The sequence below is a fragment of the Candidatus Liberibacter africanus PTSAPSY genome, from assembly GCF_001021085.1.
In the GTDB taxonomy this organism is placed as follows: domain Bacteria; phylum Pseudomonadota; class Alphaproteobacteria; order Rhizobiales; family Rhizobiaceae; genus Liberibacter; species Liberibacter africanus.
On sequence record NZ_CP004021.1, the window covers coordinates 954,125 to 969,097 of the forward strand.

A 14,973-nucleotide genomic window follows, 5' to 3' on the forward strand; every position below is an offset into this window, starting at 1 on the left:
ACGATGTGTCTGCTATTTTATATCTTTTTGTATGGATTGATTTAATAAATTCAACATACCAATCGCATAACTCATTCCATACAAAATGTGCAGACAGAATAAGGTTACTTCATAAATATTATTTAGATTTACCGTATTTTGGATATTTCTACGTTTATTTTATAAAAAAGGCGTATTTGTCAATATTTGATAATGTGATTGTCATATTAATTGTCATATTAGGTGTGCGCCGGAGGATATTACACGGAAAAAATTTATAGAATCATCTATTCTAAATACGATTTCATTTATTAAAAACTATGGTGAAATATTCAGGGTATTAGGAGTAATATTTCACTTTTTTCAAAAAATCAAAGATATGATTAGCAACGGATAGCCTTTTTTCTTTTTCATATTTTGCAATAGCATATTAATCTCAAGAAGTCTCATTAAACTTTTAGGAAGTTCAATGGTTACAATTGTTCCTACTTTCTGGGTTTTGATAGAAAAGATATCACCTTTAAATTCTGATATTCCGCTCGACAAGCGTCTGAGACTCTTAATCCCATGTATAATAGAAAATCAAAAGCAAGATGTGGAAGTGTCCCTTCTTCCCAGTAAAGTTTGGACTTTTGCATTTCTTCTATTGTCCACGGTTTAAAGCCATCAGTTTTATGCCGAGGTTTTTCAATGCCAATACAAGGGTTGATCGATATGTACTTATGCTGATGTGCCCATTTAAATAAAGACCGCATTGTAGCCAAAAATTTTACTGCTGCAGCAGGTGTATTCTTTCTTGCTTCAATTTCTTCACGAATATGCATAGAAGTTATTTTTTTATAGTCAAAATCTCCTGATTTTTTAATAACTTGAGTAAAGCAAAAATTGAAAATCTTTTTAGAATTAAGAGATAAACCAGTCCAATCTGAGCTTTTTTAGTATTTCCCTATCAACTATTTTAAGGGAGCAAGGGGTTTTCTGGGGTGGGGGCACTTGGGTAGAAACTTTTTCTGTCAGTATTCCAGATAAAATAGAAATATAAGTATCCATAAAGTGAGGTTCATGCGGGTATGGTAGACTCGTACGAGGCCCGTGACTTTTTCTAAAATAATAGATTACTTTCCCATGGCGTGTTTTCTCTTTCCCTAACAAAAGGAGGAATTCTAAGTTTTGGTGGCATGCTCTTATAACCTACAAATATCATCTTCATCAGGAATAGGTGTCTTTATCTTCTTTACTTTTAAAGGCTCAAATCGAAATATTGTCCCATCTGTTTCAATTTCATAAGGATATTCATTTCTTGGACGAGACGAGCTGTTTCATACATTCTAATACGTCGTTTTTGATGTTTGCTCATTATATTTCTCCTTAAGCATGTTCTACCCAAACATCATAGTTTTCTACTGGTAGAATTGCCCTTCCAAATACAGATGTGTTTGTCTTGTAGTGGTGTCCAATCAGTTTTCGCAGGATCAGTATTAGCCCCTTGCATTGCTTTTGTTGCCATAAATCCACTTTTGATCAAAGCCTCAGCGCATTTTTCACCTTCAACGACAAAAATATTCTTGGATTTTAACAATCCAACTTGATTGTACAAAGGACGATTAATTGCAGGTATACCCGTATTTTGTGTTGTAAAATCAAAAGGAAGATATGTTTTTTACCATCAATGTCTCGGCGTGATATCCTAACAATGGGATTGCCTTGAGCATCTGTGTAAATCCATTCTTTGCGATGGATATCACTGCTATGCTTTACTTTAAAATCTTTCCCAAACCATTGAGCAATTGATTGCAAAACCTTAGGGAAATCTGCTCTAGCATCTAATCCTTTACTGATTGCCCAAAGATCAAAAATATCTCCTTTATCACCTGTAGCGAAATCATACCAAAGACCAAGAGTGTTACCTTCTAAATTAACATTTAGACTACTGCCTTTACCGCCCGTAACGTCAGACGTTCTGTATTTGCCATTTTTCCTTGTGCCGTTAGGTAATAAATACTGCACAACGGAATGAATATTATCAAACAACAGTCTTTCAGCATCTTCTCTTGTTAATACAGGGTTTCCTCCGCTTATGACATCACTGAAGTCAAGCTTGTTCATCCCAACACCTTTTTTTATAATCACAAAAACGGCACTGGAAACATTCAGGATCTGTAGATATTCTAGGGAACGTATAACCTGCCTGTGTGTCTTGTACAATGTATAAAGCTTTATCGCTCAATGATTGTGCAAGTTTAACATCAAATGGAATAAGCTCAAAATAAATTTCTTCAGTATCTTTGTTTATAGCCATGAATAAAGCAGGATTTTCGTGGTATTCCATATACGCTTGATACAAAGCAATCTGTGCAGAATACAATGGTTTTGATTTCGCAAGACCTCTATTAGAAGTAGCTAACCATGATTTGTTGTTCATGGTTTTGCACTCCAAAATACAAGGTACAGCCAAATTAAGTTCTTTTGGAGCAGATGTGATTACACCATCGATGTGACCTTGAAAAGCACCATCTAATTGCGAAAATCCAAGCTGTTCGCCGTTTTCGTCTTTGGTGATAAGTTCAAATCCTGCTTTACGTAAACATTCTATTGCTAACTATTCAAACGCATGTCCTTTATCGAATATACGTAGTGTTCTGCTTGAGAATTCTTCGTCTTTTGGTGTTTGTGTCAAATGGTATTGAAGCTTGTGAGAACAAGGATCACCTATAACAGAAGCTCCTAAATATTTTCTAGGCTTCTGTTCAGGTTTAGTCTCTTCAATTAATTCATTTACTATATCTGAAAATGTTTTAAATCTAAGCAATTTTTACCCCCAGTATCTTTTTGATTTCAGAAAGTCTGCTTTGAACGGTAATTAAGGAAGAAGCATGGGCTTTAGTTAAACTATAGTCATTGGCGAATGTTGGATTCAAAAGGCTTAGTTGTTTTTGAGTAGCAGGCTCATTAATCCATCTTTTGTTTTTAAATGCTTTATCAGTTTGTTCTTTTAAGTTAATCCAATCATTAGCCTTAGCTAAGCAATTTGCCTTTTCCCCTCGCATTAAAAAGCGAACTTTCTTATCGTCTCTTATTCCGCCAAAAGCAAACCACGTGCCTTTTGTGTACGTCACATATCCCCATGCTTCAAAACCTGTAGAAGTAAATTGTGTCCCTTGGCCTTTAACGTTGTACCATTCAAATGGCGATCCTATTAATCCATCGCATTCCTTCATTTGGAAATTAGAAATTATTATACGATCTTTTTTTGATCTATCAGGGGGGTCTTCTTCTTCTCTTGTTCCTTTTATTCTTCCATCTAAGTTTGCTTTTTGTTCTAAGAAACCATGTTTGATAAGAGAAATTCCAAAATCCATGATGATACAGTCTTTTTTTATCACATCTGGGTAAATTTCTGGATCAACAATACGTAATCCTCTTCCAATCATTTGCAAAACAGTTGATTTGTATGAAGAAGCACGAAGTAAGACAACACAAGAGACAGGTGGACAATCCCAACCTTCTGTTAGTACAGCAACATTAACAAGTACTTGAATTTTTCCCTTGTTCAAAATCTTTTAAAACTTTTGATCTTTCGTAACTTCCCATCTCTCCCCAAACCATCCCCGCATTAACACCACCTGCAATAAAAGTTTGGGTAACATCTGATGCATGTTTAAGAGTAGAACAAAATATTACAGTACTCCGATCAACAGCTTTTTCTTTCCAATGACGAACTATTTCCGAATTAATCGGTTCAGTGTTCATGATATCAGCCACTTGATCCATGTCATAATCAGAACCTTTTTTCTAACCTTATCAAGTTCTTCCTTTATTCCTACATCAATGACATAAAAACTTGGCTTAACGAGATGACCAGATGAAATTAATTCCGTCATGGAGATCTGATCAGCGACATTGCTAAAGACTTTTATTAATCCTTCTCCATCTCCTCTGTTAGGAGTAGCGGTCATGCCAAGAATTTTACAATCAGGATTGACTTTTTTCACAATATTGAGAATTTTTTGGTAGGTTTCTGCTGTTGCATGGTGAGCTTCATCAATCACAAGCATATCCAACTTTGGTATTCTATACTTGTGGTTATTGAGAGTGTGAACCATAGCAAAACACACTTGACCATTCCAATTTTTATTTGAAGAGGTAAATCTTGATGTGGTGATACCTGGGTTAACCATCTTAAACTTTGCTTCGTTCTGCTTTGTTAATTCGTCTCTATGGGGGATAACACATGCTTTGCTTGCTTCTTTCTGCTGAAAGAAATGCCCTATAATTGCAGATAACATGATTGTTTTTCCAGCCCCTGTTGGAGAAACTGCCAATGTATCTCCGTTTTTTTTTAAGGCGTAAATGGCTTTATTAACCAGATCTTTTTGTCTCTCTCGTAACAACATAATTTAAAATGGAACATCCTCATTGAAAAACCACCCACAGTATCTACAGGATAATTTTGTGGTTGTGGTTGTGGTTGTGGTTGTGGTTGTGGTTGTGGTTGTGGTTGTGGTTGTGGTTGTGGTTGTGGGGGGTATCATGCAGGTATTATGTGTATGTATCCCGCATCAAGGTATTATATCATTGTGTTCTGGTTTTATGATTTTTACGATCTTGTTTTGCTCTTCATAACCATTTGACGTCTCTTCCAATTTTTACTTCAGCCAAAAATACAAGACCATTGAGTTCCTAATAGAAATTGATTGTGACAGCTTTTTGAGAACGGGGTGATTTCTCTTTAAGCGGTACTCTTATAGCCGAAGACAATATTCCTTTAATAAAGGAGTGCCCCATATTCCTCCATGCATTATCTTTGTTAGGACTGCAGATACCTATGAAATCAAATATTGTTATATTATAATATTCTCCTTCAACCACATTAGTATTCACTGTCCAAATAGATAGAGCCTGTTTTAAAATCTAATACTGGCATGGTTTTATCCTTTATTGTTTGTAAGTAATGTTACGGACTTTATGCTGGCGACGGCCGTTATGAATTTTTTCCATGATATAAATCTAAGTGCGGTTCTTCATATAAGTCTAATTTCCCAGAACGATCCTTTGCAGTCACGTCATAGAGATTGTCTGGTTGGCATATAAAGATACGAATACGTTTTGATGGGTCTTTAGGATTTACGGTTAGCGCCATGACTAAAATTTCATCAACGATCCCTACAAGCTCATCACTTGTTTTGCTCCCTTCAATCTGGAATGAATATACAGGTATATCATGATCGTCAAGTTTCTTATCCAAAATCCCAACAAGCCAAATGTTTTTTGATCTTGCTATTTGTAAATGCCTGACCCAATCCAACATCTCTTTACTATGAATTCTGTAGATAGCCTGACCGTCTATTCCCCCATTGTTTGTGGATTCTGACTTTTGTTCACAATAGAGGAAGGCTCATACGGCTTGCTTGACTGATACTGTCTATGAAGATTGTTTTGTACTTTCCAAAATTTTCTTTTGGGTCCCCAAATCTAGCACACACATTTTGATAATGCTTTTTTGAGTAGGGGACGTTGTTGTCTCCAAGATCTGGATTAGGTACTGCTATATATACAGCTAAATCTCGCAATTCTTTCCAAGTGGTTGGTTTTAAGGCGTCTCCTTTCCAATCCTTAACAGGTAAGTCTCCTGCTTCCAAATCAACAAAAAGCGTCTTTCTTCAGGAAGTGTCTAGAGAAGGGAGCTTTTACCAATCCCGATTTCACCAAAAACACAGCATTTGATTCCTCGTTTTTCTTTCGATCGTTCATCATATGTTATAATCGACATCATGAGTTATTCTCCTTAAAATAGGTAGTCTTCTTCCTTTATTGGTTGAAAGTAAAGTCGCTGGCTGTAGGGCCGTAGTAGTTATGAATTTTTTCCATGATATGATAGTTTCCCATAGCGATAGGCTTAATCTATTTAAAGACCCTCTCTTAACTAGATTTGACGTCATTAATGACAACAGTTTAAAAGATGGCTATGGCAATATTCTGAGTATAAAATTTTACGCGAGCAATGCCATTCCTGGAAGATCTATAAAAGATAATGATGGTGATGGTAATCCATACTGGACTGAGGAAAAATTAGGCAAAGGCGTCAAACGTCTTGTTCCTTTATTTGACAGAAACGCCGTTATTTTAGGAATATGGAAGAACATTAAGAAAGAAGTTAATTTTCTGGACGACAACACTATGCAACTTACTTATGCTATGAAAATGGGTGCTACACGAATAAATGAAAAGCTTGTTGCTAAAATTTGTGTTGGTGAAACTGCAGGATATGGTGCGCCATTTAAAATCCCAGCAAAACCCTAAACAAAAGTAGGCTCTAATGCTAAAAACTTGTAATCGTGCATTACAGAAACTGGGTATCCCTCCTATAACTTCTTTAGGAGGGAAAACCAAGGTATACGAATAGTACCCTCTTTGGCTAGCGTTTATCCCGCTCCTCTTAGAAGTTAGTGATGGCGTTTTGTCATGCGGAGAGGATTATTACCAGAAGCGGATGTCGAATTAGTGGAAGGGTGGTATAGAACTTATTGTCTCCCTCCTGACTATATTGTCGCAGTAGATAATGATCCTGAGCTAATTTTCGAAGGTAACGTTATTCTTTCTCAAGAGAAGAGCAAAGACCCAGAGCATCCTATAATAAATGATAAATCCCTTCGCTAGTTTATAAGATGTTAGATGAAAGATCGAACTTGTATATTCTTTGTTAAATTAAAAGACCCTAAAAACAACAGAGATAAAACTACTAATGATGCCATAAATGGTGATGATATCGAATACATCGTTTACCCCAGTGAATCTGTTAATGGGTATCTCTATGCAAGTACTCTTGGTGAATATTCGATGTACCCCATTGATGAAAAGAGATCAGCACTCTGGAGGATTGTAGGAAAAACGAGAATGGATAGTAGAGGTGAGAACGAGGATACTCTCTATTGGGTACAATAGATATTAGAACACTATAAAACTGATGATCTTCTTGTTCCCAATATTAAAGACTTCACGCATAGTTCCCTTAAAGACGTTATATCTCGAGGAAAAAGAATTGCGACATCCTCTGTCGACCTAACAGGTGTTTTATCAAAGGATTTCTTTTCTTGAAAGTAATATCAAGAAAATATAATTTACGCCATCGGCCAGTGTGTCGCCATTCGATGAAAAAGTTTTAGCTCCGCTAAAAAAATAGGATACAGATCTCAAAAGTTAGAAACACAACCTCTTTCTACCAGTGAGGAGAGTAAAGGAGAGATCAGATCGATACAGGATAGTCTTAACGAAAGTATAAATTATAATCAAAACAAGACTTCGGTATATGATTCTAAATTAGTTGAACAAGAAAATTTTATATCCGCCCTTGAAGATAAAACCAGAGGGCTAGAAGGTACAATAGCAGAGAATGAAAAATTCAAGGAAAAAGTACGCTTCGTTTTAAAAGAACATTCCAACATGATGCAAACAAATAGCGGGCATGTGGAGGAACTTGTTCATATTAATGAAGAAAACAAAGAAACAATCAAAGGACTTCAGCAAGAAATCAAAGCTTTCCTACAGGATATATCTGACAGGGTTGATGCTATAGAGACAGCAGTGAAGAACTTTACCACTATAGTCGGAGACCTTTATTAGAATGTGGATAATGTCAATTCTGTCGAGCTTGCTAAAGACTCTTTCACTATCGCACTGTAAACATTAGAGAACGAAAATAAAATAGATCGGGTTGTATCCGATGTAACCAAGGGTAGAGAAGATCTGTGTAGTGTGGCAACACGACTACAAGTCTCCATCAAGATTTTAGAAACAAAAGAGGATGAGTTTGATAAGAAACTCACAAGTCTTGGTTCCAATTCTTCCCTCATACCAACCCCATCCTTATTTCAGCCAGTTGGTGCTGAATCTGCCACGATTGATACCAGATTTAAATTACTAATAAGAGGTCTTACGGCCGTTGTTGTAAAATTAGTGGTTTCACCGAGAAAGGAATTGGAGAATCTGTAGCAGGAAGTGATATAACAGCTTGGAAATATCCAACATTTGCTTTTACTGGTTACGGTTGTTTTAGGTCTTTTTCTATGAGTTCTTCTTCAATTCTTACTACCGATACTGAAAGAAGTGTATGCTGGATAGTTACAGATAAAATAACTTTAAAGGGGAAAGACACCTCTATTTACAAGAGGTTATAGCATAAATGACCTGAAAGAGTTATAAAATAATTACACGGAAAGAATTTAATTATCTTTATGCTAGAATTAATTGTCTTAGTACTATCTACGATAATTTTGAAAAACAATATAACGAACAAAAAGAGGGTATTGAAGAGCTTATAAGTATACTGAACACAACCAAAATGGTGGTTGAGTTTATCAAAACTATTGGTGTGATTTCTGCGAAATTAGCAGTGATTTCATATTGTGTTCAAGTTATCAAAGAGTGGATTAAATCATGATACAGTCTTTTATTGTTGGAGTAGCATTTAGGTTCTTGCTTCGTTTTATCCCGTCTGTGTTTGAAACGATAGCAGAACATATGAAGTCCAAGCAATCAATAGAACGCGATAGGTTGAGGCTTTAAATTGGCAAATATCAATGCTGAGCACATGACTACTGTTGAAGAGATTAAAGATAAACCAGTGATATTAGCTAGTATTCATGAGCATAAAACAAAAGTAGCACTCAATGGGGTTGATTATAGCTTCACGTCTATGGTTCGACCTTTGACAACTGTTTTTTGGATTATTTTTTATCCGTTATTAGTATGGTAGAGTGTGGAAAAAACTTCATTATTCAAAGACCTCTCGCTTTTCTCACTTCGTTTGAATAAGAGATAATCGCGTGTATTCTTGGCTTTTAGTATACCGAATCGTGCAGAAGGAGATAGTTGACAGTTGAAAGAGGGCTAATGGTAAGCCCTCTTTCTGTATTTATATTATTTTGTTAGCCTTCTTTAATTTTTTGTGCCTGACGTTTGTCCTTTGCTAGCATCAGTTTTTCCACCATTAACAGCAGTCTCGATAGATTTAAGCTTTTCCGCTGCAGGTTTACTATCTTCAATAATTTTCTTTATAGTGTCAATTGTATCTTTATGAGGATCTGATGCTTTTTTGCATGAAGCTAATCCACCAGCAATCAATAGGGCGGGCAAAATAGTTGTATATTTCGATATTTTCATTATTCAATCCTATATAGTAATATAATAAAAAGGTTGTATTAAGTATAATAGTATATCTACAATTATGTCAATACTTGTTAAAAAGAGAAAATTCGATGGCAAAATATCCTTGTTTATTATAACTAAAAAAGGTATGGAAAAGCAGAAATCAAGTCGCACTCTTTCGGAAGGTAAGGCCAAATAATAAAAAAAATACCGTTAAATCAAATAGTTAAATTTTTATTGGTGACCCTGCTTATAAAGCAGTTGCTTTATCCGCTGAGCTAGGGGAGGCATAATTTCCTTTTTTACGTGTGATGACCCCGAGAAGGCAGGCACTCTATCCGCTGAGCTAAGAGGCCATAATTTCTTTTAGCAATTTATCACAATCTTCTGGTGTAGAAATAGTGATGCATTCTTCATCTTTAGGAGGATATAATTGATATATTGATGAATGCAAAAAAACAGAAAAATCCAAAAGAACCTCAGATTTTTTATATAGATCATATCTCGCTTTTTTATCTCTAAGAGTAGAGTTTTTATCTCTAAGAGTGGAGTACAATAGTTGCCCAACTTCGTATAAAGTACAGACATTTTTTAGATGATTTCCACTACATTCTTCATCCCAGCTATAACTTTATCATCTAATTTCCCTTTATCATGTAGAGCTATAATATTTGCTCTGTACTCCTAAAGTATCCATAGAATTTTACATGTGGTGACCCCTGCAGGATTCGAACCTGCGACATCCTGCTTAGAAGGCAGGCGCTCTATCCACTGAGCTAAGGAGCCAAGTTTCCATTCTATAAATTACTTTAGTGAGTCCACGGCTCTAAACGATCATACGAAAAGTTTTTCTGATAAGAGAGTTTTTTCTGTGTTTCCTTATGTAATGGAATTACATAATATTGTATAAAACGATCTTTTGCATACTTTTCTGCCGTTTCGAGAGACGGGAAAAAAATCTTAACTTGCTGTAGAGTATCTTTGGAAGAAGTATAACCTAATAGAGGCTCTATATAAGGGGGGGAGCTTTTTTCAAACTCTAATACCCATTCTCCTATACGTCCTCTTCTTCCCGATTGGGTAGAGCTTTTGCTTTTACTATAAATTTTTGCTATCATATTTAGTAAGCACTTAAAATGGTCGGAGTGGAGAGATTCGAACTCCCGACCCTCTGGTCCCAAACCAGATGCGCTACCAGGCTGCGCCACACTCCGAAAATACAAGATACAACATTCTACATATAGATATTATGATTAATCAAGTTAAATAATCATTTATCAAAAAAAATAATTTTCCCTGATTGAATACAGCAAGAAAATTTTCATAAATCAAGTATCCTATTAATATCTAACTAATAAATTATTTGGCTTAAGAAAGATTGAGTTCTCTCATGCTGAGGATTGCTAAAGAATTCTTCCGGAGAGTTTTGTTCAACAATTTGTCCTTGATCCATAAATACAATTCGATTCGCAACTTGACGAGCGAAACCCATCTCATGTGTAACGCAAACCATGGTCATACCTTCTTCTGCAAGATCAATCATTATATCTAAAACTTCTTTTACCATTTCTGGATCAAGCGCAGAAGTTGGTTCATCAAATAACATAATTTTTGGTTGCATACATAAAGAACGGGCAATGGCAGCACGCTGATTTTCTCCTCCAGACAATAAAAGAGATGATCTATGAGCTTTATCTGCAATTTGTACCTTGTTTAAGTAGTACATCGCAAGTTCTTCTGCGTCTTTCTTAGGCATTTTTCTAACCCAAATAGGACCAAGAGTACAATTTTCTAAAACACTTAAATTAGAAAAAAGATTGAAATGTTGGAAAACCATACCAACATTGCGATGAATTTCCTCAATATTTCTCACATCACTGTTAAGAGGAATATCATTAACAATAATCTCGCCTTCTTGATGTTTTTCAATATGATTAATACAACGAATTAGTGTTGACTTTCCTGATCCTGAAGGTCCTGCAATAATAACGCGTTCGTTACGTAATACATTGAGATTAATATCACGTAATGCATGGAAATTCCCATACCACTTATTTAAGGATTTTATTTCAATAGCAAAGTTATTTTTTCTTGAATTATCCAAAGTATTTTTCATCTTTACAAGAATCCTTATTTTTTGCTGTTTTTAAGAATATTTTTTTCTATGAATACAGAATATGATGAGATACCAAAGCAAAATATCCAAAATATAAATCCAACTAATACTAACCCAGTAGTAGGAGTGACAGAAGATATCCACGTCGAGTCACTAAAATTTGCCCTTACGACTCCTAGAATATCAAACATATTGATGATTGAGATAAGAGAGCTATCTTTGAACAATCCTATAAAAGTATTAACAATCCCGGGTATTACACGCTTAATAACTTGTGGCACAATAATAAAACGCATTTTGGGGAAATATCTGAGCCCTAAAGAATTAGCAGCTTCAAATTGCCCTTTTGGGATAGATTGTAAACCTCCTCGAAAAACTTCTGCAATGTAAGCTGAGGCAAAAGCAGATACCCCGATAAGAGCTCGTAATAATTTATCAACGTCCCACGTATCAGGGAGGAATAAGGATAATACAACGCTAGACATAAAGAGCACGGTTATTAATGGTACTCCACGAAATAATTCAATGAATGCAATACATGCATATTTTAAGACGGGGATATGAGAATTCCTTCCTAATGCTAACAAAATACCTATTGGCATAGAAACGATAATTCCAAAAAATGAAATCACGAGGGTAACCAATAATCCTCCCCATAGTGACGTTTCTACAACGCTAAGTCCCAAGCCACCGTATAAGATGAAAAAAGAAAATATGGGGAACAAACCAAATAGCAAAACGCTATTAAGAGTTTTGCGAGGACAAGAAGGAATAAGCATAGGAATCAAAAGAATCGATCCAGTAAAAAAAACTAGAATAGGTCTCCATCGCATTGTGATGGGATAATTTCCAAATATAAACTGTTGATAGCGATCAGATACAAAAGCCCAACAAGCAGCGTTCCAACCATCAGGTCGTATTCCACCTTGAGATATAGTCGTACATACTGATCTGTCACTTCCTACCCATACAGCGTCTATGAAAAACCAACGGATGACTCCAGGAATTGAATATATTAGCAAGGATATAAATAATATAGTTAAAAAAGTATCTTTAAGTGTATAAAAAAAACTAGTGTGAATCCACGCAATAATCCCGCGTTGATATACAGGAGGTGGAGAAGGTGGCAATAATTGTTTGCGTACATAAGGAAATTCTTTATGAGAATCAATCATTTTTTCTCCTTTAAAGCGATTTTAGAATTCAGATAATTCATGAATAAAGAAATCATGATCGATAAAGTTAAATATATGAACATCCAAATTAAAATAATTTCAATTGCTTGACCTGTTTGATTAATAATAGTTCCTCCAACAGATACTAGATCTGCAAATCCTACAGCGACAGCAAGAGAGGAATTCTTCAATAAGTTTAAGTATTGACTTGTGAGAGGTGGAATAATAATGCGCATTGCTTGTGGTAGAAGGATTAAACGCATCACTTTATCAGGAGTGAGCCCAAGTGACATCGCTGCTTCTATTTGACCACGAGGAATTGCAGAAATACCTAATCGCACGATCTCTGCTATAAAAGACGCTGTATAACAGGATAAAGCTATATAAAGAGACATGAATTCAGGACTTATTGTGCTTCCTCCTATACAGTTGAATACACCAAGTATAGGATGATCAAAATGTAATTGGAACCCTAATGCCATTAAAACTAAAAATGGTAATCCAAATATTAGAAACATTGAAGAGTAGAATAAAGGAAAGGTTTTCCCAGTTTTTTCATGGAAATGACGAGATAATTTAACTGCTAAAATGCTTAAAAATATTCCTAATACAAAGGAAAAAATAAGAATTTTGGCATTTGTATCCATGATTAATACAGGAAAAGATATCCCGCGATTATTCAAGAAAATTCCAAATGGTAAGATAATTGAATGATCGGGAATAGGTAAAAAGGATAGTACAGATCGATACCAGAAAAATATAAAAACTAATGGTGGAATATTTCGGAATATTTCCACGTACACTCTGCAAATACATGAAACAAGCTTGTTAGAAGATAGGCGACCTCTTCCTACGAATATTCCTATGAGGGTAGCAGGAATAATTCCTGAAAAAGCCAACAAAAATGTATTGGAGAATCCAACTAAAATAGCTCTAATATAAGAAGAATCACTCGTGTAAGGTATAATTCCTTGACCTATCTCAAATCCAGCGCGTTCTGTTAAAAATCCTATACTTAAAGATAAGTTAGATTTCTTCATATTATGGCAAACGTTATCAATACACCATAATACGGATATCGCAATTATTAATAAAATGAATACTTGAATTAATATTCTGTGTACGCGTGTATCATATAAAAATTTCATTTCGCTAAAATGATTTGATTTTTTTTGAACATTTTTACCCATATAGTAGCTATCTCCTCCACGTAATAAAATAAAGACGTATTCAAAGGATTTTTCGCTAATTTTATTACTTTTGATATCTTTTTTACATGATTGAACAAAAATTATTGATCAAGAAAATTCAACGGATAGGTGGAGCATATATTAATCCACCCTTGGACCATAAGGAATTATATCCACGTGGAATCTTTAATATGGAATCTTTCCCAAGATTGCGATCAAAGACTTCACCATAATTTCCCATATGTTTAATAATTCTATAAGCCCAATCTTTTGTGAGGCCAAGACTCTCTCCTATATTGCCATTTTTATCCACTCCAAGAAAACGTTGTATATCTGGATTAATAGTATCACGACGTATTTGATCAATGTTCTTTTTGGTAATGCCAAATTCTTCTGCTGTTACCATGGCATAATGAGTCCACGAAACAACGTTATACCATTCGCTATCACCTTGTATAATAGCAGGGGCAAGAGGAGATTTAGAAATGATTTCTGGTAAAATTATGTGTTCACTTGGCTTATCAGTGGTAAGCTTTAAAGCATATAAAGCCGATTGATCTCCCGTATAGGCATCACAGCGATGAGCACGATAAGCCGCGTCAATTTCTTCAACACGCTCAAATACTATTGGATTATATGTCATATTATGCGCTTTAAAATAATCTGCAAGAGTGAGTTCTGTCGTCGTTCCTGCTTGGACGCAAATAGAAGATCCAGATAGTTGTTTTACTGAAGAAATTCCTTCCTTTTTATACATGATAAACCCTTGTCCATCAAAATATGTGATGGGACGAAAAGCAAGACCAAGCGCAGTTTCGCGGAGTAAGGTCCAATCTGTATTGCGACTTAGTATGTCGATTTGTTTTGACTGTAAAGAGATAAAACGTTCTTTTGCGTTCAAAGGGAGATAGTGGATTTTAGAAGGATCATCAAAAATTGCAGAGGATAAAGCTTTACAAAAATCAACATCAAATCCTTTCCATTCTCCATTTGCTTTAATTTCTGAAAAACCTATAAGGCCGGTATTAATTCCACATTTCAAGAAACCTCTTTTTTTTATTTCTTGCAAGACATTGGCATTAGCAGAGAAGCTTGTACAAGATAGAATGGTCAAGCAAAGAATACCGATAAAAAAATCTCTGTACACAAATGTATCCTTTCTTTGAAAATGGCCGTTATGTTTGAGATATAAATTTAGAATAAATGCTCCGCAGGCGTATACCTAATCAAAAAATATATCATTAATAAATCAGCTACGAAAAAAGTAATAGAGATGCTAAACACTCTGTGAGAGACTAAGCAATTGTCATACAATTTCAAGATATTTTTCGGAAAAAACATCAATATTGTAGGATAAAAATATCATTTT

Annotated in this window: 24 protein-coding genes, 2 tRNA genes and 1 pseudogene; 7 read left to right on the forward strand and 20 right to left on the reverse strand. The window is 35.1% G+C overall.

The genetic code is table 11. The features are described 5' to 3' along the window. Window positions 1–464: 464 nt before the first annotated feature. The 8 genes from G293_RS05455 to G293_RS05825 form a co-directional block, all read right to left on the reverse strand. Entirely contained in the window at window positions 465–803 is a 339-nt protein-coding gene (locus G293_RS05455) for a site-specific integrase (protein ID WP_052775031.1), read from the reverse strand. A 566-nt stretch (window positions 804–1,369) separates the two neighbouring features. Beyond that, complete coding sequence (locus G293_RS04295; RefSeq protein WP_158402227.1) at window positions 1,370–1,558, reverse strand: hypothetical protein; 189 nt, start codon at window positions 1,556–1,558, stop codon at window positions 1,370–1,372. Next, the gene (locus tag G293_RS04300; protein WP_047264449.1) at window positions 1,552–2,085 is read right to left on the reverse strand and encodes a hypothetical protein; all 534 of its coding nucleotides are present in this window, start codon (window positions 2,083–2,085) and stop codon (window positions 1,552–1,554) included. The genes G293_RS04295 and G293_RS04300 overlap by 7 nt, the downstream gene beginning before the upstream one ends. Continuing rightward, the gene (locus G293_RS05660) at window positions 2,072–2,401 is read right to left on the reverse strand and encodes a hypothetical protein (RefSeq protein WP_052775032.1); all 330 of its coding nucleotides are present in this window, start codon (window positions 2,399–2,401) and stop codon (window positions 2,072–2,074) included. Before G293_RS05660 ends, G293_RS04300 begins: the two co-directional genes overlap by 14 nt. A gap of 177 nt (window positions 2,402–2,578) precedes the next feature. After that, a complete protein-coding gene (locus tag G293_RS05665) occupies window positions 2,579–2,788 on the reverse strand; it encodes a hypothetical protein (protein ID WP_052775033.1) in 210 nt (69 codons plus the stop codon). Further along, window positions 2,781–3,533: a DEAD/DEAH box helicase gene (locus G293_RS05815; RefSeq protein WP_052775034.1), complete on the reverse strand. Its 753-nt coding sequence runs from the start codon at window positions 3,531–3,533 to the stop codon at window positions 2,781–2,783. The genes G293_RS05665 and G293_RS05815 overlap by 8 nt, the downstream gene beginning before the upstream one ends. Then, entirely contained in the window at window positions 3,502–3,750 is a 249-nt protein-coding gene (locus G293_RS05820) for a hypothetical protein (RefSeq protein WP_052775035.1), read from the reverse strand. Before G293_RS05820 ends, G293_RS05815 begins: the two co-directional genes overlap by 32 nt. After that, window positions 3,726–4,373 (reverse strand): DEAD/DEAH box helicase, encoded by a 648-nt coding sequence (locus tag G293_RS05825; RefSeq protein ID WP_052775036.1) that lies wholly within the window; start codon window positions 4,371–4,373, stop codon window positions 3,726–3,728. Before G293_RS05825 ends, G293_RS05820 begins: the two co-directional genes overlap by 25 nt. A gap of 22 nt (window positions 4,374–4,395) precedes the next feature. Here G293_RS05825 and G293_RS05795 point away from each other — a divergent pair, with 22 nt between their 5' ends. Further along, entirely contained in the window at window positions 4,396–4,602 is a 207-nt protein-coding gene (locus G293_RS05795; protein ID WP_162488566.1) for a hypothetical protein, read from the forward strand. Between the two features lie 358 nt (window positions 4,603–4,960). Here G293_RS05795 and G293_RS06020 read toward each other — a convergent pair whose 3' ends face one another. Next, window positions 4,961–5,326 (reverse strand): AAA family ATPase, encoded by a 366-nt coding sequence (locus G293_RS06020; RefSeq protein ID WP_083965959.1) that lies wholly within the window; start codon window positions 5,324–5,326, stop codon window positions 4,961–4,963. 31 nt (window positions 5,327–5,357) lie between these two features. Then, window positions 5,358–5,624, reverse strand: a pseudogene (locus tag G293_RS06025) (AAA family ATPase); the annotation flags it as partial. 208 nt (window positions 5,625–5,832) lie between these two features. Here G293_RS06025 and G293_RS04320 point away from each other — a divergent pair. The 4 genes from G293_RS04320 (at window position 5,833) to G293_RS04335 (ending at window position 7,599) form a co-directional block, all read left to right on the forward strand. Next, window positions 5,833–6,279, forward strand: coding sequence for a phage capsid protein (locus G293_RS04320; protein WP_148407342.1), 447 nt, complete (start codon window positions 5,833–5,835; stop codon window positions 6,277–6,279). 162 nt (window positions 6,280–6,441) lie between these two features. Beyond that, window positions 6,442–6,636, forward strand: coding sequence for a hypothetical protein (locus tag G293_RS04325; protein ID WP_047264451.1), 195 nt, complete (start codon window positions 6,442–6,444; stop codon window positions 6,634–6,636). A gap of 15 nt (window positions 6,637–6,651) precedes the next feature. Further along, window positions 6,652–6,921 carry a hypothetical protein gene (locus G293_RS04330; RefSeq protein ID WP_047264452.1) on the forward strand — a complete coding sequence of 90 codons (270 nt, stop codon included), beginning with the start codon at window positions 6,652–6,654 and terminating at the stop codon, window positions 6,919–6,921. Between the two features lie 498 nt (window positions 6,922–7,419). Then, window positions 7,420–7,599 carry a hypothetical protein gene (locus tag G293_RS04335; protein ID WP_047264453.1) on the forward strand — a complete coding sequence of 60 codons (180 nt, stop codon included), beginning with the start codon at window positions 7,420–7,422 and terminating at the stop codon, window positions 7,597–7,599. Here G293_RS04335 and G293_RS05680 read toward each other — a convergent pair. Further along, a complete protein-coding gene (locus G293_RS05680; protein WP_148407343.1) occupies window positions 7,596–7,829 on the reverse strand; it encodes a hypothetical protein in 234 nt (77 codons plus the stop codon). The two genes, G293_RS04335 and G293_RS05680, sit on opposite strands and share 4 nt — an antisense overlap. Before the next feature lie 583 nt (window positions 7,830–8,412). On the opposite strand from G293_RS05680, the gene G293_RS06030 reads away from it, so the two are divergent. Beyond that, window positions 8,413–8,541: a hypothetical protein gene (locus G293_RS06030; RefSeq protein WP_280136106.1), complete on the forward strand. Its 129-nt coding sequence runs from the start codon at window positions 8,413–8,415 to the stop codon at window positions 8,539–8,541. 1 nt (window position 8,542) lies between these two features. Next, complete coding sequence (locus G293_RS05975) at window positions 8,543–8,731, forward strand: hypothetical protein (RefSeq protein WP_244464374.1); 189 nt, start codon at window positions 8,543–8,545, stop codon at window positions 8,729–8,731. Between the two features lie 182 nt (window positions 8,732–8,913). Here G293_RS05975 and G293_RS04350 read toward each other — a convergent pair whose 3' ends face one another. From G293_RS04350 to G293_RS04390, 9 genes are all read right to left on the reverse strand, one after another. Next, a complete protein-coding gene (locus G293_RS04350; RefSeq protein WP_047264455.1) occupies window positions 8,914–9,138 on the reverse strand; it encodes a hypothetical protein in 225 nt (74 codons plus the stop codon). A 331-nt stretch (window positions 9,139–9,469) separates the two neighbouring features. Next, a complete protein-coding gene (locus tag G293_RS04355) occupies window positions 9,470–9,679 on the reverse strand; it encodes a hypothetical protein (protein ID WP_047264456.1) in 210 nt (69 codons plus the stop codon). A 154-nt stretch (window positions 9,680–9,833) separates the two neighbouring features. Continuing rightward, window positions 9,834–9,909: transfer RNA gene (locus G293_RS04360), tRNA-Arg, on the reverse strand. Between the two features lie 23 nt (window positions 9,910–9,932). Continuing rightward, complete coding sequence (locus tag G293_RS04365; protein WP_047264457.1) at window positions 9,933–10,241, reverse strand: NADH dehydrogenase ubiquinone Fe-S protein 4; 309 nt, start codon at window positions 10,239–10,241, stop codon at window positions 9,933–9,935. A gap of 19 nt (window positions 10,242–10,260) precedes the next feature. Beyond that, window positions 10,261–10,337: transfer RNA gene (locus G293_RS04370), tRNA-Pro, on the reverse strand. Window positions 10,338–10,474: 137 nt separating this feature from the next. Further along, window positions 10,475–11,239, reverse strand: a complete 765-nt coding sequence (locus G293_RS04375) for an amino acid ABC transporter ATP-binding protein (RefSeq protein ID WP_047264458.1) — start codon at window positions 11,237–11,239, stop codon at window positions 10,475–10,477. A 14-nt stretch (window positions 11,240–11,253) separates the two neighbouring features. After that, window positions 11,254–12,414 (reverse strand): amino acid ABC transporter permease, encoded by a 1,161-nt coding sequence (locus tag G293_RS04380; RefSeq protein WP_047264459.1) that lies wholly within the window; start codon window positions 12,412–12,414, stop codon window positions 11,254–11,256. Continuing rightward, a complete protein-coding gene (locus G293_RS04385; protein WP_047264460.1) occupies window positions 12,411–13,604 on the reverse strand; it encodes an amino acid ABC transporter permease in 1,194 nt (397 codons plus the stop codon). Before G293_RS04385 ends, G293_RS04380 begins: the two co-directional genes overlap by 4 nt. 118 nt (window positions 13,605–13,722) lie before the next feature. Next, complete coding sequence (locus G293_RS04390) at window positions 13,723–14,751, reverse strand: amino acid ABC transporter substrate-binding protein (protein ID WP_047264461.1); 1,029 nt, start codon at window positions 14,749–14,751, stop codon at window positions 13,723–13,725. Between the last annotated feature and the right edge of the window lie 222 nt (window positions 14,752–14,973).